This window comes from Streptomyces sp. NPDC093984 (assembly GCF_044764595.1).
Classification (GTDB): Bacteria; Actinomycetota; Actinomycetes; order Streptomycetales; family Streptomycetaceae; genus Streptomyces; species Streptomyces cynarae.
Map to the genome: position 1 here is coordinate 670,060 of NZ_JBIWIM010000002.1, position 20,085 is coordinate 690,144.

The window sequence follows — 20,085 nt, forward strand, 5'->3', positions numbered from 1 at the left end:
CACGGCCTCCGCGGCCTCGCTTGCGGCGTCGGCGGCCGGGACCGTCTCGGCGGTCTTGCGGGTGCGCCGACGCGGCTTGACCTCGGTCGCCTCGGCGGCCTCGGTGGCGGTGGCCGGTGCCGCTTCCGTGGTCTTGCGGGTGCGGCGACGCGGCTTGGCCTCCGTGGCCTCCGCGGTGTCCACGGCGGTCTCGGCGGCAGCCGGGGTCGCTTCCGTCGCGGCGGTGGCCTCGGGCGCGACCGGGACGGACTCGGCCGTCTTGCGGGTGCGGCGGCGGCGCGGCTTCGTCTCCGTGGCCTCGACCGTCTCCATGGCCGTCTCCGCCGCCTTCGTGGCCTCGGGCGCGGCCGGCTCCGTGGTCACCGGCGTCACCGGTGCCGCTGTCGCCTCCACCGGCGCCCCGCCGCGCATACGGCGGCGTCGGCGGGGGGTACGGCGTTCCGCCGACTCGGTCGCCTCCGTCGCGGCCGTCTCCGTGGTGGCCGTGTCCGTGGTGGCCGACGAGTCCATCGGCGTACCGTTCCGCGTACGGCGTCGACGGCGCGGCGTACGCGCCGGGCGCTCGCCCTGCGCGGACGCGTCCGGGGAGCGGCGGCCCCGCGAGCCCCGGCCGCCCGTCTCGCCGAGGTCCTCGAGCTCCTCCGCCTCGAGCCCGGCGCGGGTTCGCTCCGAGCGCGGCAGGACGCCCTTGGTGCCCTCGGGGATGCCGAGGTCGGAGAACAGGTGCGGGGAGCTCGAGTAGGTCTCCACCGGGTCGTTGAAGTCCAGCTGCAGCGCCTTGTTGATCAGCTGCCAGCGCGGGATGTCGTCCCAGTCGACGAACGTGATCGCCGTACCCTTGGCGCCCGCGCGGCCCGTACGGCCGACCCGGTGCAGGTACGTCTTCTCGTCCTCGGGGGACTGGTAGTTGATGACGTGGGTGACGCCCTCGACGTCGATGCCGCGCGCGGCGACGTCGGTGCAGACGAGGACGTCCACCTTGCCGTTGCGGAAGGCGCGCAGGGCCTGCTCGCGGGCGCCCTGGCCGAGGTCGCCGTGGACCGCGCCGGAGGCGAAGCCACGGTGCTGCAGCTGCTCGGCGATGTCGGCGGCCGTGCGCTTCGTACGGCAGAAGATCATCGCCAGTCCGCGGCCCTCTGCCTGCAGGATGCGGGCGATCATCTCCGGCTTGTCCATGGAGTGCGCGCGGTAGACGAACTGCTTGATGTTCGCGACCGTCACGCCCTCGTCGTCCGGCGCGGTGGCGCGGATGTGCGTGGGCCGGGACATGTAGCGACGCGCCAGGCCGATGACCGCGCCCGGCATGGTGGCCGAGAACAGCATGGTCTGCCGCTTGGCCGGCAGCATGTCGATGATCTTCTCGACGTCGGGCAGGAAGCCGAGGTCGAGCATCTCGTCGGCCTCGTCGAGCACCAGGCACTTGACGTGCTTCAGGTCCAGCTTCTTCTGCCCGGCGAGGTCGAGGAGCCGGCCGGGGGTGCCGACGACCACGTCGACGCCCTTCTTCAGGGCCTCCACCTGGGGCTCGTAGGCGCGGCCGCCGTAGATCGCGACCACCCGTACGTTCCGCACCTTGCCCGCGGTCAGCAGGTCGTTCGTCACCTGGGTGCACAGCTCGCGCGTGGGGACCACGACGAGCGCCTGCGGCGCGTCGGTGAGCTCCTCGGGCTTCGCGCGGCCCGCCTCCACGTCGGCGGGGACGGTGACACGCTCGAGGAGCGGGAGTCCGAAGCCCAGCGTCTTACCGGTACCGGTCTTGGCCTGACCGATGACGTCGGTGCCGGAGAGGGCTACCGGGAGCGTCATCTCCTGGATGGGGAAGGGATTGATGATGCCGACGGCTTCCAGGGCCTCGGCTGTCTCGGGAAGGATTCCGAGTTCGCGAAAAGTCGTAGTCAGGGTGCTGCCTCTTCTGTGTGGGCGGCGCGAGGCGAGCGCGGGGGTCGTGACCGTGCCGGATGAACGTCGGCCTGCTTGGGGGACGGGCCTGTGGCACGGGACCACGCCGACGCTCCAGCGCTCGTACCGCTGAGGGTCCCTCCGAACGCGCACGCCAGGTGCCGTACGCCCGAGGAGGGCTGTCGGGTCGGAGCCGATCGGGCCACCGACCGGGCATCCTCAAACATGCGGCCCGTCGAGATACGTCGTCTTCATAGACGTACGCACTCAGCAGGCGCATTACCACCATACCCCGGAATCACGCACTCGCGGTGGCCGATTCGGTCACGTAGCCGTCATCACAGTGATTGACCAGGGACTTCCAGGCGGCGGTGAGCGGGCTATTGTGCGCTTCATGACGACGCCTGACAACGCCCCCGACAGCCCCGAGGCCCCCGCCGGACCCACCGGAGTGGCCGCCCAGGACTGGGCGACCGCCTCCGCCGACCCGCAGTACCGTGCCGCGATCGTGGACCTGCTGGGCGCGCTCGCGTACGGGGAGCTGGCGGCGTTCGAACGGCTCGCGGAAGACGCGAAGCTCGCGCCGACGCTGACGGACAAGGCGGAACTGGCGAAGATGGCGTCCGCCGAGTTCCACCACTTCGAGCAGATCCGGGACCGGCTGAAGGAGATCGGGGCCGAGCCCACGGAGGCGATGGAGCCGTTCGTGGCGGCGTACGACAGTTTCCACAGGCAGACGGCGCCCTCTGACTGGCTGGAGGGGCTCGTCAAGGCGTATGTGGGCGACTCGATCGCCAGTGACTTCTACCGCGAGGTCGCGGCCCGCCTCGACACCGACACGCGCGAACTGGTCCTGGCCGTCCTCGACGACACCGGGCACGCCGACTTCGCGGTGGAGAAGGTGCGCGCCGCGATCGACGCCGAGCCGCGCGTGGGCGGCCGGCTCGCCCTGTGGGCACGGCGGCTGATGGGCGAGGCGCTGTCGCAGTCCCAGCGGGTGGTGGCCGACCGGGACGCGCTGTCCACCATGCTGGTGGGCGGTGTGGCGGACGGCTTCGACCTCGCGGAGGTCGGCAGGATGTTCTCCCGGATCACGGAGGCCCACACGAAGCGGATGGCGGCGCTGGGGCTGGCTGCCTGAGGCCGCCCACCACCGGCCGCCGGGGTGCCCCCGGCCGAGCCCGCTGTGTGCCCGGCCGTCACCGCACGCTTCGGCGACGGCCGGCCGTACGGCGCGGGCCACGCGCCCCCTCACCACAGGTGCCCCGGCCGTCGCCGTCTGCGGCGGCCGGCTTCGGGTCGGCTCCGGCGGCGGCCCTCAGGCCGTCGCCGAGCGGCGGCGAAACCCTTCCGAGGGCCTCAGCAGCAGGGACAGCGACGCCGCCGAGACCACCAGCGCCCCGGCCAGGATCACCAGGAGACCCGCCGGGCCCAGCGCGCTGTGGGTGAGGAACGCCCCGAAGAGCGCCCCCGCCGCACCCGTCGACAGCACCAGGACACGACTGGGCAGACGGTGCGGCAGCCGGCGTGCGGCCACCCATGCCAGGGCGAGCCCGAGGACGGCGGAGCCGAGCGCTTCCAAGAGCATGACGAGGTTCCCTCCCGCACGGCTGCTGCCTGGGCAAATCGGTCGTAGCCGGTATTACCCGCGGCGCGCGGAACACAATCATCCCCTGTGGGGCGGATGTGCTCCGTCTGTGTGTTCCCGAGCGGCACGCTCCCCGGACAGCGGAAGGGGCCCGGCGGTACACCGACCGCCGGGCCCCTTCCGCTGCTCCGTCCGGAACTACAGCGCGCCGAAACCCACCTTGCGCGGGGTGGGCTCGCCGATCTCCACGTAGGCGAGACGCTCGGTCGGGACCAGGACCTTGCGGCCGTGCTCGTCCACAAGGGACAGCAGCTGCGACTTGCCGGCCAGCGCCTCGGACACGACGCGCTCGACCTCCTCGGCACTCTGCCCGCTCTCCAGAACGATCTCGCGGGGCGCGTGCTGCACGCCGATCTTGACCTCCACGGCTTTGTCCCTCCGACGGTCAGTGATGTGCGCGGCCGTCCGCGCCGTACCAGCACACATTAGCCCGGTGAGGGGACGTACACGCTCCGCTCCGGCACGCCAGGAGCGAACACCCGCCGGGAACAAAACAGCCGTACGGCCGCACCCGGTGGTGTCCGGACGGGGCCGTACGGCTGTCGATCGAATCCCCGAGGGGTCAGTGCTGCTGTTCGCTCCCGTGCAGCGGGAAGCCCGCGATGCCCCGCCACGCCAGCGAGGTCAGCAGCTGCACCGCCTGGTCGCGCGGCACGCTGCGGTCGCTGTGCAGCCAGGAGCGCGCCACCACCTGGGCAAGGCCGCCGAGCCCCGAGGCCAGCAGCATCGACTCGGCCCGCGACAGACCGGTGTCCTCGGCGATCACGTCGCAGATCGCCTCCGCGCACTCGTTCGTGACCTTGTCGACGCGCTCGCGCACGGCGGGCTCGTTCGTCAGGTCGGACTCGAACACCAGCCGGAAGGCACCGCCGTCGTCCTCCACGTACGCGAAGTACGCGTCCATCGTGGCCCGTACGCGCTGCTTGTTGTCGGTCGTCGACGCCAGCGCGTGCCGTACGGCCTGCAGCAGGGCCTCGCAGTGCTGGTCCAGCAGGGCCAGATAGAGGTCGAGCTTGCCCGGGAAGTGCTGGTAGAGCACCGGCTTGCTGACGCCGGCGCGGTCGGCGATGTCGTCCATCGCGGCCGCGTGGTAGCCCTGCGCCACGAAGACTTCCTGCGCGGCGCCCAGCAGCTGGTTCCGTCGGGCACGGCGCGGCAGGCGCGTGCCCCGCGGGCGTGCCGCCTCTGTCTGCTCGATGGCTGTCACGCCGCCTCCCAAAATCGTCCACATGCGGTGTGTGCCGCGCCGCCATCGTACTTTTCGGTAACCCTGCTGTGCGCGGTGCGAACGCAGAATTTCACGGACCGGACGGCGGCGAAAGCCGTGCGGAACGCGCCATACACGGGCAGGGAGGGCGAACGGACGCCCCCCGCCCGCGTGACGGCCGACGGCTGCTCACCACACGCACTCGTTCCGTTACCTGGCGTGGTCGTCGTACCTCACCGATCTGGCCACCCTCCGAGCGCTCACCGGTAGTCGTCCTCGTCGAGGGCGACGATGCGTGCCTGCTCCGCGAGGTCCGCCTCGTTGGCGCGCAGGATGTCGTCCCCGGTCGGGGTCTCGTCCCGCTCGGGGGCCAGTTCGGCGTGCTGTTCGGCGGCGTCGTTCTCCGGGGCCTCCACGTCGAGTTCGGCGGCGTCGTTCGCCTCGTCCTCGAACGTCTCGGGATCAGTGGGGTCTACGGCCATGATGGGCTCCCTTCCTAGAACTCCTGGAACTTCTGGAACGTCCCTGAAGAGGCGGGGTCCATGTGCGGGTGCCCTGCTACGAGCCTAGGAGACACAGGAACCGGACGCTATGTGTGGTGACGGCCTCCGCGTGGTGCGTGCAACGCTTCACGCCGGGGTGCGGGGAACGCCGCACGCCGGGCGTCGCCCGGCCTGATTCGACGGGCGGACCCCAGCCGTTGTGACAGCGAACACACGAACCACTACGTGATCGTCTCGTAACATTGCCGCATGTCTTCGACCGAGTTGCCGTCCATCGCGGCCGCCAATGTTCTCCCGAAGGTGGCACCCGTCAGGGTCGAGGAAGGCGAGCGGCTCAGGTCGGTGGCGCTGCCGGGGATCACGCTGACGGTGCGGTCGAGACCACCGCGGCACGAGGGGCTGCCGCCCGCGCTGTACGTCCACGGACTCGGGGGTTCCTCCCAGAACTGGTCGGCGCTGATGGCGCTGCTCGACGGGCACGTCGACGGCGAGGCCGTCGATCTGCCGGGCTTCGGCGACTCACCGCCGCCGGACGACGGCGACTACTCCGTCACCGGGCACGCGCGCGCGGTCATCCGCTATCTCGACGCGGCCGGACGCGGTCCTGTGCACCTGTTCGGCAACTCGATGGGTGGAGCCGTCGCCACGCGCGTGGCGGCCGTCCGCCCCGATCTCGTGCGCACGCTCACGCTCGTCTCGCCCGCGCTCCCCGAGATCCTCATCCAGCGGGGCGCCATCCCGACGGGCCTGCTCGCGCTGCCCGGGGTCGCCGCCCTGTTCACCCGGTACACCAAGGAGTGGACGGCCGAACAGCGTGTCCGCGGGGTCATGGCGCTGTGCTACGGCGACCCCGGACGGGTCACGCCGGAGGGCTTCCGCAACGCGGTGGAGGAGATGGAGCGGCGGCTGAGGCTGCCCTACTTCTGGGACGCGATGGCACGCTCGGCACGCGGGATCGTGAACGCCTACACGCTGGGCGGACAGCACGGGCTGTGGCGCCAGGCGGAGCGGGTCCTCGCCCCGACGCTGCTCGTCTACGGCGGCCGGGACCAGCTGGTGTCGTTCCGCAAGGCCCAGCGCGCGGCCCGTGCCTTCCGCGACTCCCGCCTGCTGACCCTGCCCGAGGCGGGGCATGTGGCGATGATGGAATACCCGGACGTGGTGGCCGCGGCGTTCCGCGAACTCCTCGCGGACGCGGGCGAGTCGGGCGCGGATCCGGCGGGCGCGGGTTCGGCGGGCGCGGGTTCGGCGGCGACGGGCGGGACCTCCACCGGGACCTCCACGCAGGACACCGGGACCTCCCTGAAGGACGCGGCGAGCGACGGCACCGGCACGGCGGACACGAGGAGCTGAGACGCGGCGTGGGACGACACAGCCGCAAGGGGCGGGCCGACAGGACGAACGGTGACACGGAGGCGGCGCCGGGCATATCCGCGGCGGAGGGTTCGCCACGGGGTGCCGCGGTCGGCGGCACGCGTCGTACGGCCGACGGGACGCCCGGCCGAGGCGTTCCGCGGTTCGCCGACGGCACCCCCGCCCATGGCGTGCCCCGCCTTCCCGACGGTGCCCTTCAGGCCCGCGGCGGTCACCCCGAGCATCGCGAAGGCGGCGGCGCCTGGGGAGACTTCAGGGCCGGCGCGGCCCAGGACGTGCCGCGCCAAGGTGCCGTGCCCCGTATCCCGCGGCAGCGGTCGCAGCCCGGCCCCCGCCAGGAGTACCTCGACGCCTTCGACGAGGACGAGGACGTCTTCACGCCGCGTCGCACCGGTCGCACCCCGCAACACGCACCCCTGACCGACGAACGCCACCCCGGTGCGCAGACCGAGGAGACCGCGTCGCCCACCGGGACCGGTGAGGCCGCTCGCGGCAGGGGCGGCAGGGGACGCTCGTACGCCGGGATCGTGGCCGCCGCCGTGACCACCGTGCTCGCGGTCGTCGTCGCCGGCCAGTTCCTCGCCGGACAGCAGCGCGCCGCCGCACCGTCCCGGGCCGTCACCGACCAGGCCCGCGACACCTCCGGCCCGGTCACCGGCGCCGACCCCACCGTCTCCGTCTCGCCCGGCGCGACGCCGCTGACGTACGAGCAGGCGATGGACAGGACGTACCCGCTCAGCGCCACGCTGAAGGGACCCGGCACGTTCTCCGCGGTCCCCGGCACCGCCAAGGCACCCGGCACCGGACGGAAGTACACCTACCGCGTGGACGTCGAGAACGGCCTCGGTCTGGACGGCGAACTCTTCGCCCAGGCCGTGCAGAAGACCCTCAACGACGAGCGCAGCTGGGCCCACAACGGCGCCCGTACCTTCGAGCGCATCCACTCCGGCAAGCCCGACTTCGTGATCACGCTGGCCAGCCCCGGCACCACCGCCGCCTGGTGCGCGAAGTCGGGTCTGGACACCGCCGAGGACAACGTCTCCTGCGACTCCGCCTCCACCGAGCGCGTGATGATCAACGCCTATCGCTGGGCGCAGGGCTCGACGACCTACGGTGACGAAATTCACGCCTACCGCCAGATGCTGATCAACCACGAGGTCGGCCACCGCCTCGGCTACGGCCATGTGACCTGCGACAAGAACGGCGAGCTCGCCCCGGTCATGCAGCAGCAGACCAAGTTCCTCGACCACGACGGAATCCACTGCCGTCCCAATCCCTGGCCGTACCCCGGGAGTTGACGGTGGCAGCTCTCGTCACATTGACACACGCTGAAACTTCGTTCATATTGCTGCCCATGTCGCCCCGTCATGCCACCCCTCGCGCCGCCATCGAGCTGGCGCTCATCGGCGTGACCGCGCTCTGCGTGGCCGACATCCACTGTCGCTGACGACCGCCTCAGGCGTTCGCGTCGCGACTTTCCTCTCTCTTCCGTGACCCGTCGGCATGCGCCGACACCGGTTCACGTTTTTTCGACGACCCGGCGCCGAGGCAGACGTCCGACCAGATCTGTCTCACATTCCGCTTATCCGTCTCGCCATGCGGGACGAGTCCCGAGAGGTCGTCATTCCGATGCGTCAACCGTCCGTCATAGCGCGCCGTGTGGCAGCGGCATCCGTCAGCCTGGTCGTGGCAGCGGGCGCCGCCGCCTGCGGGCCGAAGGACAACGGTGTCAAGGCTTCCGGTGGCGACTCCACGCCGCACAAGGGCGGCACGCTGACCGTTCTGAACTCCGATCCGCAGCAGGACTTCGACCCGGCCCGCCTGTACACCTCCGGCGGCGGCAACGTCCCCTCCCTCGTCTTCCGCACGCTCACCACGCGCAACCGCGCGAACGGCGCGGCCGGCGCCAAGGTCGTCCCGGACCTCGCCACCGACACCGGGCGCCCGAGCAAGGACGCGACCGTGTGGACGTACACCCTGAAGACGGGCCTGAAGTACGAGGACGGCACGCCGATCACCTCGGCCGACATCAAGTACGGCATCGAGCGCTCCTTCGCGCCCGAACTCTCCGGCGGCGCCCCCTATCTGAGGGACTGGCTGGTCGGCGCGGCGGACTACCAGGGCCCGTACAAGGACAAGAAGGGCCTCGACGCGATCGAGACCCCGGACAGCCGGACCATCGTCTTCCACCTGAACAAGCCCGAGGGCGAGTTCCCTTACCTGGCCACGCAGACCCAGTTCACACCCGTCCCGAAGGCCAGGGACACCGGTACCAAGTACGAGGAGCACCCGATCTCCTCCGGCCCCTACAAGGTCGTCCAGAACCAGAACGACGGCGAGCGGCTCATCCTGGAGCGCAACACGTACTGGTCGGGTGACGACCAGCGCAAGGCCTACCCGGACAAGATCGACGTACGCTCCGGGCTCGACTCCTCGGTGATCAACCAGCGGCTGTCGGCGTCCCAGGGTGCGGACGCCGCCGCGGTCACCACGGACACCAACCTCGGCCCTGCCGAACTCGCCAAGGTGACCGGCGACAAGGAACTGGCCTCCCGCGTCGGCACCGGCCACTTCGGCTACACGAACTACATCGCGTTCAACCCGACCGTCAAGCCGTTCGACAACGTCAAGGTGCGGCAGGCGATCTCGTACGCCATCGACCGGTCGTCCGTCATCAACGCGGCGGGCGGCTCCTCGCTGGCCGAGCCCGCCACCACGTTCCTTCCCGACCAGAAGTCCTTCGGCTACACGCCGTACGACCTCTTCCCGGCGGGGGCGACCGGCAACCCGGCCAAGGCCAAGGAGCTGCTGAAGGAGGCGGGTTACCCGCACGGGGTCACCGTCACTCTCACCCACTCCAACAGCAAGGACTTCGAGACCAGCCCGGAGATCGCGACCGCCGTCCAGGACGCGCTGAAGAAGGCCGGCATCACGGTCAAGCTCCAGGGACTGGAGGAGAACGACTACAAGGACAAGATCCACGGCGTCAAGACGGAGCCCGGCCTCTTCCTGGCCCACTGGGGCGCCGACTGGCCCTCCGGCGGTCCCTTCCTGGCCCCGATCTTCGACGGCCGGCAGATCGTCAAGGACGGCGCGAACTTCAACACCGGCCTGCTGAACGACAAGTCCGTCAATGCCGAGATCGACGCGATCAACAAGTTGACGGATCTCGACGCGGCCGCCGAGCGCTGGGGCGCACTGGACAAGAAGATCGGCGAGCAGGCCCTGGTGGTGCCGCTGTTCCACCCGGTCTACAAGCGTCTGTACGGCAAGGACGTCAGGAACATCGTGATCAGTGACTGGACCGGTGTTCTGGACATCTCACAGGTCGCGGTGAAGTAGCGCCGTGAGTGAGGCACTTGTCGCCGTCGAGGCCGCCGGGACGGACGCACCCGTCCCGGCGGCCTCGGGGGCCCGTCTGTTCTGGCGGCGGCTGCGCGCACAGCGCGCCGTCCTCGTCGCGGCGGCCGTCGTCGCGCTCCTCGTCCTGGTCGCACTCGCCGCGCCGCTGCTCACCGCGCTCGAGGGTCAGGACCCGACCACGTACCATCCGGCGCTCATCGACTCGGCGCGCGGCGGCGTCCCCACGGGGCCGTTCGGCGGCATGAGCGGCGACCACTGGCTCGGCGTCGAGCCGCAGACCGGACGCGACCTGTTCGCGCGGCTCGTCTACGGCGCGCGGGTCTCGCTCGGCGTGGCACTCGCCGCCACGGTGGTGCAGGTCCTGCTCGGTGTCGTCATGGGTATCGCGGCCGGACTCGGCAACCGCTGGGTCGACCTGATCCTGAGCCGGATCACCGACATCTTCATCTCCATGCCGCTGATGATCATGGCGCTCGCGCTGCTGGCGATCGTCCCGAGCAGCTTTCCGCGACCCGTGCTCGTCGCGCTCATCGTCGGCCTGGTCTCCGGCTGGGGCACGCTGTCCAAGATGGTGAGAGCCCAGACCCTCACGCTCAAGGGGCTCGACTACGTCTCCGCCGCCCGGCTCAGCGGCTGGAGCACCGTCCGGATCGCCCGCCGTGAGCTGCTGCCCGGCCTGGCCGCGCCCGTCATCACGTACGCCGCGCTCCTGGTGCCGCAGAACATCTCCGTCGAGGCCGCCCTGTCCTTCCTCGGCGTCGGTGTGAAGCCCCCGACGCCGTCGTGGGGGCAGATGCTCACCGCCGCCGACGTCTGGTACCAGGCCGCCCCGCAGTACCTGCTGCTGCCCGCGGGCGCGCTCTTCGTGACCGTGTTCGCGCTCACCGTCCTCGGTGACGGGGTGCGCACCGCGCTCGACCCGCGCGCGGCCTCGCGTCTGCGCGTCGGAACCGGACGCAAGCGGGAGGCCAGGGCGGACGCGGCCGCACGGAAGGAGGAGGGAGCATGAGCGGCTTCGGCGGTTTCGTACTGCGCCGTGTCGTCGGCGCGCTGGTCACCCTGTTCGCCCTCTCGTTGATCATCTACGTCGTCTTCTACGTGACCCCCGGCAACGTCGCCCAGATCACCTGCGGACCGCGCTGCTCGCCGGAACAGGTGCACCAGGTCGCCCAGCAGCTGAAACTCGACGACCCGCTGTACGTGCGCTACTGGCACTTCCTTCAGGGCCTGTTCGTCGGCCAGGACTACTCGACGGGCACGTCCGTGGAGCACTGCCCGGCGCCCTGCCTCGGCCTGTCGTACCAGAGCGACCAGCAGGTCACCGGCATCATCCTGGGGAAGCTTCCGGTCAGCTTCTCGCTGGTGCTCGGCGCGATGGTGATCTGGCTCCTCCTGGGCATCGGCACCGGTGTGCTGTCCGCCTGGCGGCGCGGCCGGGTCACCGAGCGGGCGCTGACCGCGATCACGCTCGCCGGCGTGGCCACACCCGTGTTCGTCATCGGCCTGATCCTCATGATCGTCATCTGCGGTCAGCTCCAACTGCTGCCCTTCCCGCAGTACGTCGACTTCAGCGACGATCCCGAGCAGTGGGCGTGGAACCTGCTACTGCCCTGGCTCTCGCTCGCCCTGATCGAAGCCGCCAACTTCGCCCGGCTGACCAGGGCCTCGATGCTGGAGACGCTGGCCGAGGACCACATCAGGACGTTCCGCGCCTACGGGGTCGGCGAGCGCTCGGTCATCGCGCGGCACGCGCTGCGCGGGGCGTTCGCGTCCGTCATCTCCCTGAACGCCGTCACCTTCGGCTCGGCCGTCGGCGGCGCGGTGCTCACCGAGACCCTCTTCGGACTGCCGGGGATCGGACAGGAACTGGTCCAGGCGGTGAAGGTCGTCGACCTGCCGGTCGTCGTCGGCATGGTCCTGGTGATCGGTTTCTTCGTGGTCCTGGCCAATGCCGTCGCGGACGTCCTGTACGCGGTGGCCGACCGACGGGTGGTGCTCGCATGAGCCTGGTGGAAGTCACGGACCTGACCGTCGAGTTCGGCTCCCTGCGCGCCGTCGACGGCCTCTCCTTCCGGCTGGCCGAGGGCGCCGCCCTGGGCCTCGTCGGCGAGTCCGGCTCCGGCAAGTCGACCGTCGCCTCCGCGCTCCTCGGTCTGCACCGCGGCACGGGCGCCCGGGTGACCGGTTCGATCCGGGTCGCCGGCACCGACGTCCGGCGGGCGTCCGACGACGACCTGCGGCAGTTGCGCGGCGGCAGGGCCGCGATGGTGTTCCAGGATCCGCTGTCGTCCCTGGACCCGTACTACGCGATCGGCGACCAGATCGCCGAGGTGTACCGGGTGCACACGCGCGCGTCCCGGCGTGCGGCACGCGCGCGTGCCGTCGAGGTGCTGGACCGGGTGGGCATCCCGGACGCCGCACGACGGTCCCGCTCGCGCCCGCACGAGTTCAGCGGCGGAATGCGTCAGCGCGCCCTGATCGCCATGGCGCTCGCGTGCGAACCCGACCTGCTGATCGCCGACGAGCCCACCACCGCGCTGGACGTGACGGTCCAGGCCCAGATCCTCGACCTGCTGCACACCCTGCGCGAGGAGACCGGGATGGGGCTGCTCCTCGTCACGCACGACGTGGGCGTCGCCGCGGAGAGCGTCGACGAGGTGCTCGTCATGCGGCACGGCAGGGCCGTCGAGCACGGCGCCGTCGCGACCGTGCTGGGGGAGCCCCGTGAGGAGTACACCCGCGAACTGCTGGGCGCGGTGCCGCGTGTGGACGCGCCGCGGGTCGAGGAGAGCGCCGCGTCGGACGAGGTCGTCATCGAGGCGGTGGGACTGCGCCGCGAGTTCGGCCGCGGCAAACGGAAGTCGGCGGCCGTCGACGACGTGTCGCTGACGGTGCGGCGCGGCGAGACCCTCGGCATCGTGGGGGAGAGCGGCAGCGGCAAGACCACCCTGGGGCGCATGCTGGTCGGGCTGCTGGAACCCACGGCCGGCGAGGTCCGCCACGGGGGCATCGCACGGGCAGGGGTGGACCCGGGCGTGCAGATGGTCTTCCAGGACCCCGTCTCCTCCCTCAACCCCCGGCGCAGCGTGGGCGAGTCCATCGCCGACCCGCTGCGGGCGCGGGGGACGGGGGTCCCCCCGCTCGGGCGGAGCCGAGAGCGGGGGAGGGATGAGCAGCGCATCCGGGGGCGCGTGTGCGAACTGCTGGAGCGCGTGGGCCTCGACGGGGCGCACTACGACCGGTACCCGCACGAGTTCAGCGGCGGTCAGCGCCAGCGCGTCGGCATCGCGCGGGCACTCGCCGCGAAGCCGCGCGTCATCGTCTGCGACGAGCCGGTCTCCGCGCTGGACGTCACCACCCAGGCGCAGGTCGTGGCCCTGCTCGCCGAGTTGCAGCGCGAACTCGGGCTGGCACTCGTGTTCATCGCGCACGACCTCGCCGTCGTGCGCCAGGTCAGCGACCGGGTCGCGGTGATGCGGCGCGGCCGCATCGTCGAGTACGGCCCGACCGACGAGGTGTACGAGTCGCCCCGGAACCCGTACACCAAGCAGCTCCTGGCCGCCGTCCCCGCGCTGGATCCGGCGGTCGCGGCCGAACGGCGCACGGCCCGCAGGGAGCTCACCGCGGCATGACCCGGCCGCACGGCCGAAAGTGAGCCATGAGCCGGCCTCCGGGCGAACGACGGGAGTTCGACGACAGGGCGTAGCGCGATCGAACGCGGCCTGTGCGGGAAAGTTACGCCCGTTCACCCCTTTTGGTGGCACGACGGACAACCGTCCGTCGTGCCACCGCCCCGTCCGCGTACGTTCGTCCCGCTGCGGGCCGCCGGACGACGGCGGCTCCCTACGGGAGATCGGGGGTGCACACGTGCGCATCGGACTGCTTACCGAGGGTGGCTATCCGTATGTGAGCGGTGACGCCAGGCTCTGGTGCGACCGGCTCGTGCGCGGACTTCGGCAGCACGAGTTCGACGTCTACGCGCTCTGCCGCACCGAGCGGCAGGAGGCCGATGGCTGGATCCCGCTGCCGCCGCACGTCGGCCGGGTACGCACGGCACCCCTGTGGACCGCTCAGGACGACGGGGTCGCGTACGGGCGCCGGGTGCGGCGACGGTTCACCGAGGCGTACGGGGAGCTGGCCGCCGCCCTGTGCGCGGCACCGGAGCCAGGGGCGCCGCAGGGGGCGCCCGAACCGGCCGGCCCCGAGGCGGACCGTTTCGGCAGTGCCCTCTACGCGCTCGCCGAACTCGCCCGTGACGAGGGCGGACTGGCCCGCGCGCTGCGTTCCGAGACCGCAGTACGCGCGCTGGAGGGCGCCTGCCGCGCGCCGGGTGCCCTCCGGGCGGCACGCGCGGCGGGCGTACCCGACCTGCTCGAGGTGGCCGCATACGTCGAACGCGCCCTGCGCCCCCTCTCGCTGGACTGGTACGAGGACGACGGACTCGGCTCCGTCGACCTCTGCCACGCCGCGTCGGGCGGCGCCGCGGCCCTGCCCGGGCTGCTCGCCGGGCACTTCGCCGGCATTCCGCTACTGGTCACCGAGTACGGCGTACGGCTGCGCGCGCACTACCTGGGCGCGACGGAGGAGACGCGTCCGGTGCGCGCGCTGCTCGCCTCCTTCCAGCGCCGGCTGGCCGCCGAGGTCTACCGGCGGGCCGCCTGCGTCACGCCCGGCAACGCCCACGCCCGGCGCTGGCAGGAGCGGTGCGGCGCCGACCACGCCAAGGTGCGCACCGTCTACCCCGGCATGGAGGCGTCCCGCTTCACGGAGGTGGGCGAGGCCGCCGACCGCGCGGACCCGTACACCCTGGTCTGGGTCGGCCGTGTCGAACCCGCCAAGGACCTGGTCTGCCTGCTGCACGCCTTCGCGGAGATCCGCAAGGCGGAGCCGAAGGCCAGGCTGCGTGTCGTCGGGACCGCGGCGGACGCCGAGGGGGCGGAGTACCTCGGACAGTGCAGGGCCCTTGCCGCGCAGCTGTTCCCGGACGAGGCGGAGGGCGTGCACGCCGTCGGCGACAACCCGGTGTCCTTCGAGGAGATCGGCGACCCGGAGGTGCCCGACCTGGCGGAGGCCTACGCGGCCGGGGCGGTCGTCGTCCTGTCGAGCGTCGTCGAAGGGTTTCCGATCAGCCTGGTGGAGGCCATGTTCTGCGGTCGCGCGACGGTGTCCACGGATGTGGGCGCGGTGGTGGAGGTCATCGGCGGAACCGGCCTCGTGGTCCCGCCGCGCAACCCCCGGGCGCTCGCGGAGGCGTGCCTGGCACTGCTGCGCGACTCCGCGCGCCGTGAGCGCCTCGGCGCGGCCGCCCGCGCACGAGCCCTCGAACTGTTCACCGTCGAGCAGAACGTGGCGGCATTTCACAGCATTTACCTGGAGATCGTCTCCCACGCGCCGGTACGGCGGGTAGTGGTGGACGACGCGGGCGAACCCCTGCCCTTCGGAGCGCCCGCGGAAGCCCATCTGCCCGGCCGCTGGACCGAGCCCCGGCCCCCCGGCGCCCGGCCCCGCTGGGCATGCGAGCAGGACGCCGCGCCGGCACCCGTACGCGCCGCCATGTGGCCGCACGCAGCCGTTCCGGCAGCGGAGGGCGCGCGATGAGAGACGTGAGAGACGTGGGCGAACGGCCCCGCTCCGACGCCTGGGACACAAGGCCCGAGGAGTGGGACCTGGGGGCGGAGAGCGCGTACACGAGCGCGTACACGAGCGCGGAGGAGACGACGGAGGCGCGCACAGGGGCCGTCGCGTCGGATCGTGCGCCCCGAGCCGTCGCGGCGGAAACCGCGCCCCACACCGCCGGTGCCGTGCGCGCCGCGGACGCCGGGAGCGCGGACCCCGCCCGCAAGCCCCCTGCCCGCCGAGCTGCCGCCGACCCCGTCAAGGCGCTCATGCACCGGCACCGCGAGCTGTGCGAACGGGCCGTCGACCCACTGGAGATCGCGGCCGGTCTGGAGGCCCACGGACTGACCGACCGGGCCGCCGCCCGCTACCGGCACCGGGACGTCTTCTCGCTCGCCGAGGAGATGTACGCGCGCGTATCCCGCGACGACGACCGGCCCCCACCGCGCCCCGCCCCCACGGGCGGCCCCCGCGAGCACCGGGCGTGGGCCGTCCTCGCCCTGCTCCCGGGCGCCCTGTGCACCGCCGCCGTCCTCGGCCTGCGGGCCACCGAGGGTCGGGCCCACCTCGCCGTCGCCGTACTCGGCGCCCTCGCGGTCACGCTCGGCCTGCGCGTGGCGCTCGGCCGAGGCCCGCTGCGCGCCTCCGCCCACACCACGTCCGCTGCCGCGCGCGTGTGGACATGCTGGCTGCTGGCCGACGCACTCCTCGGCGACGGCCTGCTGCGCGCCACCCTGGACGGCGGCCCCGACGGCCCCTGGCCCCTGGCCACCGCGCCCGTTCTGGCCCTCGCTCTGGCCTGCGGCCCGGCCGCCTGGTGCGCCCGCCTCTTCGCCGTCCACGCCCGCCGCAGGCTCGCCGCGAGCCGCGGCCTCGAGGAGTTCGCGGCCTCCGCCACCCCGCTGTTCCTCGGCGTGTTCGCACTCTTCCTGGCCGCCCTCGCCGCACTGCTCGCGCTCACCGGATCCCTCCTCGGCGAACCCGCCGTCTCGGTGGGAGCCGGTGCCCTGGGCGCACTCCTGCTGCTCGCCCGGCTGCTCGCCGTCCACGGCGCCGGGCGGGCCCCGACCGTCGTCCTCGGCACCGCGGCCGCCGTCGAGGCGACCGCCCTGGCCACGGTCTTCGCCGCCCGGCTCCCCGGCTGCTCCGCCCTGGTCACGCCGGTCGAGACCCTGACGGACGCCTGGGGCACCGACGCCGTGCCGGCCCTCGTCTGCGCCCTGGCCGCCCTGACCCTGCTGATCCACGCGATCCGCACCCTGACCCGGGCCTCGGCCCACGCCCGGCCGCCCGGATCACCCTGAGCCGTCGGCCCATGGCCTCTGGGACTCATGGAGCCGCGACCGCCGCCCGGGACCCGATCCCCGGCACCCCCACCCGCGGGGCCGACACCGCGGGGCCTCTCTCATCCCACGGCACCACCCTCGTTAAGGAGAAACGCCAGATGATCACCTCCCGAACCGGAGAGTCCGCCCCGGGAGCCGCCCGATGAGGGTCCTGCTGATCGGAGCCAACGGATACATCGGCCGCTTCGTCGCCGACCGCCTGCTCGCCGACCCGGCCGTGCAACTCACCGCGCTGGGACGCGGCGACGACGCCGACGTACGGTTCGACCTCGCCGCCGGCAGCCCCGGCGCACTCACCCGCTTCCTGGACGCCGTGCACCCCGGAGTCGTCATCAACTGCGCCGGTGCCATCCGCGGCGGCGCCCGCGAACTCACCCGGCACAACACCGTCGCCGTCGCCACCGTCTGCGAGGCCCTGCGCCGCAGCGGCTGCGGGGCCCGTCTGGTGCAGATCGGCTGCAGCGCGGAGTACGGACCCAGTCAGCCCGGCTCCTCCACGGCCGAGGACGCGGTCCCGCGCCCCGGCGGACCGTACGGCGTCAGCAAGCTCGCCGCCACCGAACTCGTCCTCGGCTCCGGGCTCGACGCCGTCGTGCTCCGCGTGTTCTCGCCCGCCGGGCCCGGCACCCCCGCCGGGTCCCCGCTCGGCCGCCTCGCCGAGGCCCTGCGCCGCGCCATGCAGTCCGGCGACGGCGAACTCAAGCTCGGCGGCCTCGGTGTCCAGCGCGACTTCGTCGACGTACGCGACGTAGCCCGCGCCGTCCACGCCGCCTCCCTCTCCGCCGCCCAGGGCGTGATCAACATCGGCTCGGGCCGCGCCGTGCGCCTGCGTGACGCCGCCGCCGTCCTCGCCCGCGTGGCCGGCTACGGCGGCGCCCTGCACGAACTCGACGGCCCTACCAGCCCGGTGCGGCCGGTCCTGGGCCACCACCGGGGCGACCCCGAGCACGCCGTCCCGGTCGCCTACCCCTACCCGGACGGCTGCGGCAGCTGGCAGCAGGCCGATGTCCGCACCGCCCGCGACCGGCTCGGCTGGCGGCCCCGGATCAACCTCGAGGAGTCCCTAGCGGACATCTGGATGGAGGCGGCATGCCGCATCTGACCAACACCCCGGCGAGCACCGCGAGCACCGACCTGGGCCTGGGCCTCGGCACCCCCGGCTATGCGCACCCACTCCTCGCCCCCGAGGAGTGGGGCGCACTCGCCCGTCCGGGCACCCCGGTGCACTGGGCCGCCCTCAACGTGAGCAACGGTCCCGGCACCCGGCCCGACCCGCACTGCCTGCAGGCCGCGGGGCGGCTGCACACCGCCGGCGTCCGTGTTCTCGGTCACCTCGACGTCGTCTGGGGCGCCCGCCCCTTCGGCGAGTTGATCTCCGAGGCGGACCGCTATCTCGACTGGTACCAGGTCGACGGCTTCCTCCTGGACCGCTGCCCCACCGAACGCGCGCTCCTCTCCGAGACCGGCCGCACGGTCACCACGCTGCGCGCGCTCCTCGGCCACGGGCACATCGTCCTGGGCCACGGCAGCCACCCGTATCCCGGATACGCCGAACACGCCGACCAACTGGTCACCTTCTCCGGCTCCTGGAGCGACTACCGCTGGTCGCAGGTCGCCGAGTGGACCGCCGAGCACCCGCCCGAGCGCTTCTGCCACTTCGTGCACGGCGTGCCCCGCGGCCACCTCGAGGAGGCGCTGCGCATCGCCCGCTGGCAGGGCGCCGCCACCATCTGGTTCACCGACCGCACGGACCGCGGTGGCCGCACCGTCCCCTGGGAGGCCATGCCCGGCTACTGGGACGACATCGTCTCGCGTCTCGGAACGGGTGTCTCGGAATGAAGAAGGGCGTGGCAGTGTTACCAGGAGAACAACCGTAGTGATTGACCGACCAACGGAGTCCCCGTGTCGCTGCCACCCCTGGTCGAGCCGGCTTCCGAGCTCACCGTAGACGAGGTCCGCAGGTACTCCCGCCACCTGATCATCCCCGATGTCGGGATGGACGGGCAGAAGCGGCTGAAGAACGCCAAGGTGCTGTGTGTGGGCGCCGGCGGTCTGGGCTCGCCGGCGCTGATGTACCTGGCCGCGGCGGGCGTGGGAACGCTCGGCATCGTGGAGTTCGACGAGGTCGACGAGTCGAACCTGCAGCGGCAGATCATCCACAGCCAGTCCGACATCGGCCGCTCGAAGGCCGAGTCCGCGCGTGACACGGTCAAGGGCATCAACCCCTACGTGAACGTGGTCCTTCACGAGGAGCGGCTCGAGGCCGACAACGTGATGGACATCTTCAGCCAGTACGACCTCATCGTCGACGGCACGGACAACTTCGCGACCCGCTACCTGGTCAACGACGCGTGCGTGCTGCTGAACAAGCCGTACGTGTGGGGTTCGATCTACCGCTTCGACGGCCAGGCCTCCGTCTTCTGGTCGGAGCACGGCCCCTGCTACCGCTGCCTGTACCCGGAGCCCCCGCCGCCGGGCATGGTCCCCTCCTGTGCCGAGGGCGGCGTCCTCGGCGTGCTGTGCGCGTCCATCGGCTCCATCCAGGTGAACGAGGCGATCAAGCTTCTCGCCGGCATCGGCGAGCCGCTGGTCGGCCGACTGATGATCTACGACGCCCTGGAGATGCAGTACCGCCAGGTCAAGGTCCGCAAGGACCCGAACTGCGCGGTCTGCGGTGAGAACCCGACCGTCACCGAGCTCATCGACTACGAGGCCTTCTGCGGCGTCGTCTCCGAGGAGGCCCAGGCGGCGGCCGCCGACTCGACGATCACTCCCAAGCAGCTCAAGGAGTGGATCGACGACGGCGAGAACATCGACATCATCGACGTCCGCGAGCCGAACGAGTACGAGATCGTCTCCATCCCGGGCGCCAGGCTGATCCCGAAGAACGAGTTCCTGATGGGCACCGCTCTGGAGACCCTGCCGCAGGACAAGAAGATCGTCCTGCACTGCAAGACGGGTGTCCGCAGTGCGGAAGTCCTCGCCGTCCTGAAGTCGGCGGGCTTCTCCGACGCCGTCCACGTGGGCGGCGGCGTGATCGGCTGGGTCAACCAGATCGAGCCGCACAAGCCGGTGTATTAATCAGCTCTGCCGCTGGCCAGCGGCAGAGGAGAAGCCCACGGCGCTGAC

Annotated in this window: 18 protein-coding genes; 13 read left to right on the forward strand and 5 right to left on the reverse strand. The window is 72.0% G+C overall.

The genetic code is table 11. The features are described 5' to 3' along the window. Window positions 1-1,806 (reverse strand): DEAD/DEAH box helicase (locus ACIRC0_RS10845; protein ID WP_403614085.1); only part of this gene is annotated, 1,806 nt, incomplete at its 3' end. A 487-nt stretch (window positions 1,807-2,293) separates the two neighbouring features. On the opposite strand from ACIRC0_RS10845, the gene ACIRC0_RS10850 reads away from it, so the two are divergent. After that, window positions 2,294-3,040 (forward strand): ferritin-like fold-containing protein, encoded by a 747-nt coding sequence (locus tag ACIRC0_RS10850; RefSeq protein ID WP_403614088.1) that lies wholly within the window; start codon window positions 2,294-2,296, stop codon window positions 3,038-3,040. Window positions 3,041-3,217: 177 nt separating this feature from the next. Here the strand turns inward: ACIRC0_RS10850 and ACIRC0_RS10855 are convergent, their stop codons facing one another. From ACIRC0_RS10855 to ACIRC0_RS10870, 4 genes are all read right to left on the reverse strand, one after another. Further along, window positions 3,218-3,487, reverse strand: a complete 270-nt coding sequence (locus tag ACIRC0_RS10855) for a hypothetical protein (protein ID WP_403614090.1) — start codon at window positions 3,485-3,487, stop codon at window positions 3,218-3,220. 198 nt (window positions 3,488-3,685) lie between these two features. Beyond that, on the reverse strand, window positions 3,686-3,913 hold the full coding sequence (locus ACIRC0_RS10860; RefSeq protein ID WP_103843673.1) for a DUF3107 domain-containing protein: 228 nt from the start codon (window positions 3,911-3,913) through the stop codon (window positions 3,686-3,688). Between the two features lie 196 nt (window positions 3,914-4,109). Continuing rightward, window positions 4,110-4,754 carry a TetR/AcrR family transcriptional regulator gene (locus ACIRC0_RS10865; RefSeq protein WP_403614092.1) on the reverse strand — a complete coding sequence of 215 codons (645 nt, stop codon included), beginning with the start codon at window positions 4,752-4,754 and terminating at the stop codon, window positions 4,110-4,112. Window positions 4,755-5,014: 260 nt separating this feature from the next. After that, on the reverse strand, window positions 5,015-5,236 hold the full coding sequence (locus tag ACIRC0_RS10870; RefSeq protein ID WP_403614094.1) for a hypothetical protein: 222 nt from the start codon (window positions 5,234-5,236) through the stop codon (window positions 5,015-5,017). Between the two features lie 270 nt (window positions 5,237-5,506). Between ACIRC0_RS10870 and ACIRC0_RS10875 the strand changes: the two genes are divergently transcribed. The 12 genes from ACIRC0_RS10875 to moeZ all read left to right on the forward strand — a co-directional run bounded on the left by ACIRC0_RS10875 (window position 5,507) and on the right by moeZ (window position 20,037). Further along, window positions 5,507-6,610, forward strand: a complete 1,104-nt coding sequence (locus ACIRC0_RS10875; RefSeq protein ID WP_403614097.1) for an alpha/beta fold hydrolase — start codon at window positions 5,507-5,509, stop codon at window positions 6,608-6,610. Between the two features lie 8 nt (window positions 6,611-6,618). Further along, window positions 6,619-7,929 (forward strand): DUF3152 domain-containing protein, encoded by a 1,311-nt coding sequence (locus ACIRC0_RS10880; RefSeq protein WP_403614100.1) that lies wholly within the window; start codon window positions 6,619-6,621, stop codon window positions 7,927-7,929. Between the two features lie 56 nt (window positions 7,930-7,985). Continuing rightward, the gene (locus ACIRC0_RS10885) at window positions 7,986-8,078 is read left to right on the forward strand and encodes an Ms4533A family Cys-rich leader peptide (RefSeq protein WP_403614103.1); all 93 of its coding nucleotides are present in this window, start codon (window positions 7,986-7,988) and stop codon (window positions 8,076-8,078) included. A 182-nt stretch (window positions 8,079-8,260) separates the two neighbouring features. After that, window positions 8,261-9,973 (forward strand): ABC transporter substrate-binding protein, encoded by a 1,713-nt coding sequence (locus ACIRC0_RS10890; protein ID WP_403614107.1) that lies wholly within the window; start codon window positions 8,261-8,263, stop codon window positions 9,971-9,973. Between the two features lie 4 nt (window positions 9,974-9,977). After that, the gene (locus tag ACIRC0_RS10895; protein ID WP_403614109.1) at window positions 9,978-11,003 is read left to right on the forward strand and encodes an ABC transporter permease; all 1,026 of its coding nucleotides are present in this window, start codon (window positions 9,978-9,980) and stop codon (window positions 11,001-11,003) included. After that, the gene (locus ACIRC0_RS10900; protein ID WP_403614112.1) at window positions 11,000-11,998 is read left to right on the forward strand and encodes an ABC transporter permease; all 999 of its coding nucleotides are present in this window, start codon (window positions 11,000-11,002) and stop codon (window positions 11,996-11,998) included. Before ACIRC0_RS10895 ends, ACIRC0_RS10900 begins: the two co-directional genes overlap by 4 nt. After that, window positions 11,995-13,626 carry a dipeptide ABC transporter ATP-binding protein gene (locus ACIRC0_RS10905; protein ID WP_403614115.1) on the forward strand — a complete coding sequence of 544 codons (1,632 nt, stop codon included), beginning with the start codon at window positions 11,995-11,997 and terminating at the stop codon, window positions 13,624-13,626. Before ACIRC0_RS10900 ends, ACIRC0_RS10905 begins: the two co-directional genes overlap by 4 nt. A gap of 235 nt (window positions 13,627-13,861) precedes the next feature. After that, window positions 13,862-15,592: a DUF3492 domain-containing protein gene (locus ACIRC0_RS10910; protein ID WP_403614117.1), complete on the forward strand. Its 1,731-nt coding sequence runs from the start codon at window positions 13,862-13,864 to the stop codon at window positions 15,590-15,592. Then, window positions 15,589-16,914, forward strand: a complete 1,326-nt coding sequence (locus ACIRC0_RS10915; RefSeq protein ID WP_403614119.1) for a hypothetical protein — start codon at window positions 15,589-15,591, stop codon at window positions 16,912-16,914. Before ACIRC0_RS10910 ends, ACIRC0_RS10915 begins: the two co-directional genes overlap by 4 nt. A gap of 184 nt (window positions 16,915-17,098) precedes the next feature. Then, the gene (locus ACIRC0_RS10920) at window positions 17,099-18,058 is read left to right on the forward strand and encodes an NAD-dependent epimerase/dehydratase family protein (protein WP_403614122.1); all 960 of its coding nucleotides are present in this window, start codon (window positions 17,099-17,101) and stop codon (window positions 18,056-18,058) included. Continuing rightward, on the forward strand, window positions 18,046-18,795 hold the full coding sequence (locus ACIRC0_RS10925; RefSeq protein ID WP_403614125.1) for a spherulation-specific family 4 protein: 750 nt from the start codon (window positions 18,046-18,048) through the stop codon (window positions 18,793-18,795). The genes ACIRC0_RS10920 and ACIRC0_RS10925 overlap by 13 nt, the downstream gene beginning before the upstream one ends. A 63-nt stretch (window positions 18,796-18,858) precedes the next feature. Next, complete coding sequence (gene moeZ / locus ACIRC0_RS10930) at window positions 18,859-20,037, forward strand: adenylyltransferase/sulfurtransferase MoeZ (RefSeq protein ID WP_200419177.1); 1,179 nt, start codon at window positions 18,859-18,861, stop codon at window positions 20,035-20,037. Window positions 20,038-20,085 lie beyond the last annotated feature (48 nt).

What these genes read in the sequence shown, in the direction of transcription:
- ACIRC0_RS10900 (WP_403614112.1), top strand. Translation starts at nt 11,000, where the DNA reads ATGAGCGGCTTCGGCGGTTTCGTACTGCGCCGTGTCGTCGGCGCGCTG.
- ACIRC0_RS10850 (WP_403614088.1), top strand. Translation starts at nt 2,294, where the DNA reads ATGACGACGCCTGACAACGCCCCCGACAGCCCCGAGGCCCCCGCCGGA.
- ACIRC0_RS10875 (WP_403614097.1), top strand. Translation starts at nt 5,507, where the DNA reads ATGTCTTCGACCGAGTTGCCGTCCATCGCGGCCGCCAATGTTCTCCCG.
- ACIRC0_RS10925 (WP_403614125.1), top strand. Translation starts at nt 18,046, where the DNA reads ATGCCGCATCTGACCAACACCCCGGCGAGCACCGCGAGCACCGACCTG.
- ACIRC0_RS10855 (WP_403614090.1), bottom strand. Translation starts at nt 3,487, where the DNA reads ATGCTCTTGGAAGCGCTCGGCTCCGCCGTCCTCGGGCTCGCCCTGGCA.
- ACIRC0_RS10870 (WP_403614094.1), bottom strand. Translation starts at nt 5,236, where the DNA reads ATGGCCGTAGACCCCACTGATCCCGAGACGTTCGAGGACGAGGCGAAC.
- ACIRC0_RS10920 (WP_403614122.1), top strand. Translation starts at nt 17,099, where the DNA reads ATGAGGGTCCTGCTGATCGGAGCCAACGGATACATCGGCCGCTTCGTC.
- ACIRC0_RS10890 (WP_403614107.1), top strand. Translation starts at nt 8,261, where the DNA reads ATGCGTCAACCGTCCGTCATAGCGCGCCGTGTGGCAGCGGCATCCGTC.
- ACIRC0_RS10905 (WP_403614115.1), top strand. Translation starts at nt 11,995, where the DNA reads ATGAGCCTGGTGGAAGTCACGGACCTGACCGTCGAGTTCGGCTCCCTG.
- ACIRC0_RS10915 (WP_403614119.1), top strand. Translation starts at nt 15,589, where the DNA reads ATGAGAGACGTGAGAGACGTGGGCGAACGGCCCCGCTCCGACGCCTGG.
- ACIRC0_RS10885 (WP_403614103.1), top strand. Translation starts at nt 7,986, where the DNA reads ATGTCGCCCCGTCATGCCACCCCTCGCGCCGCCATCGAGCTGGCGCTC.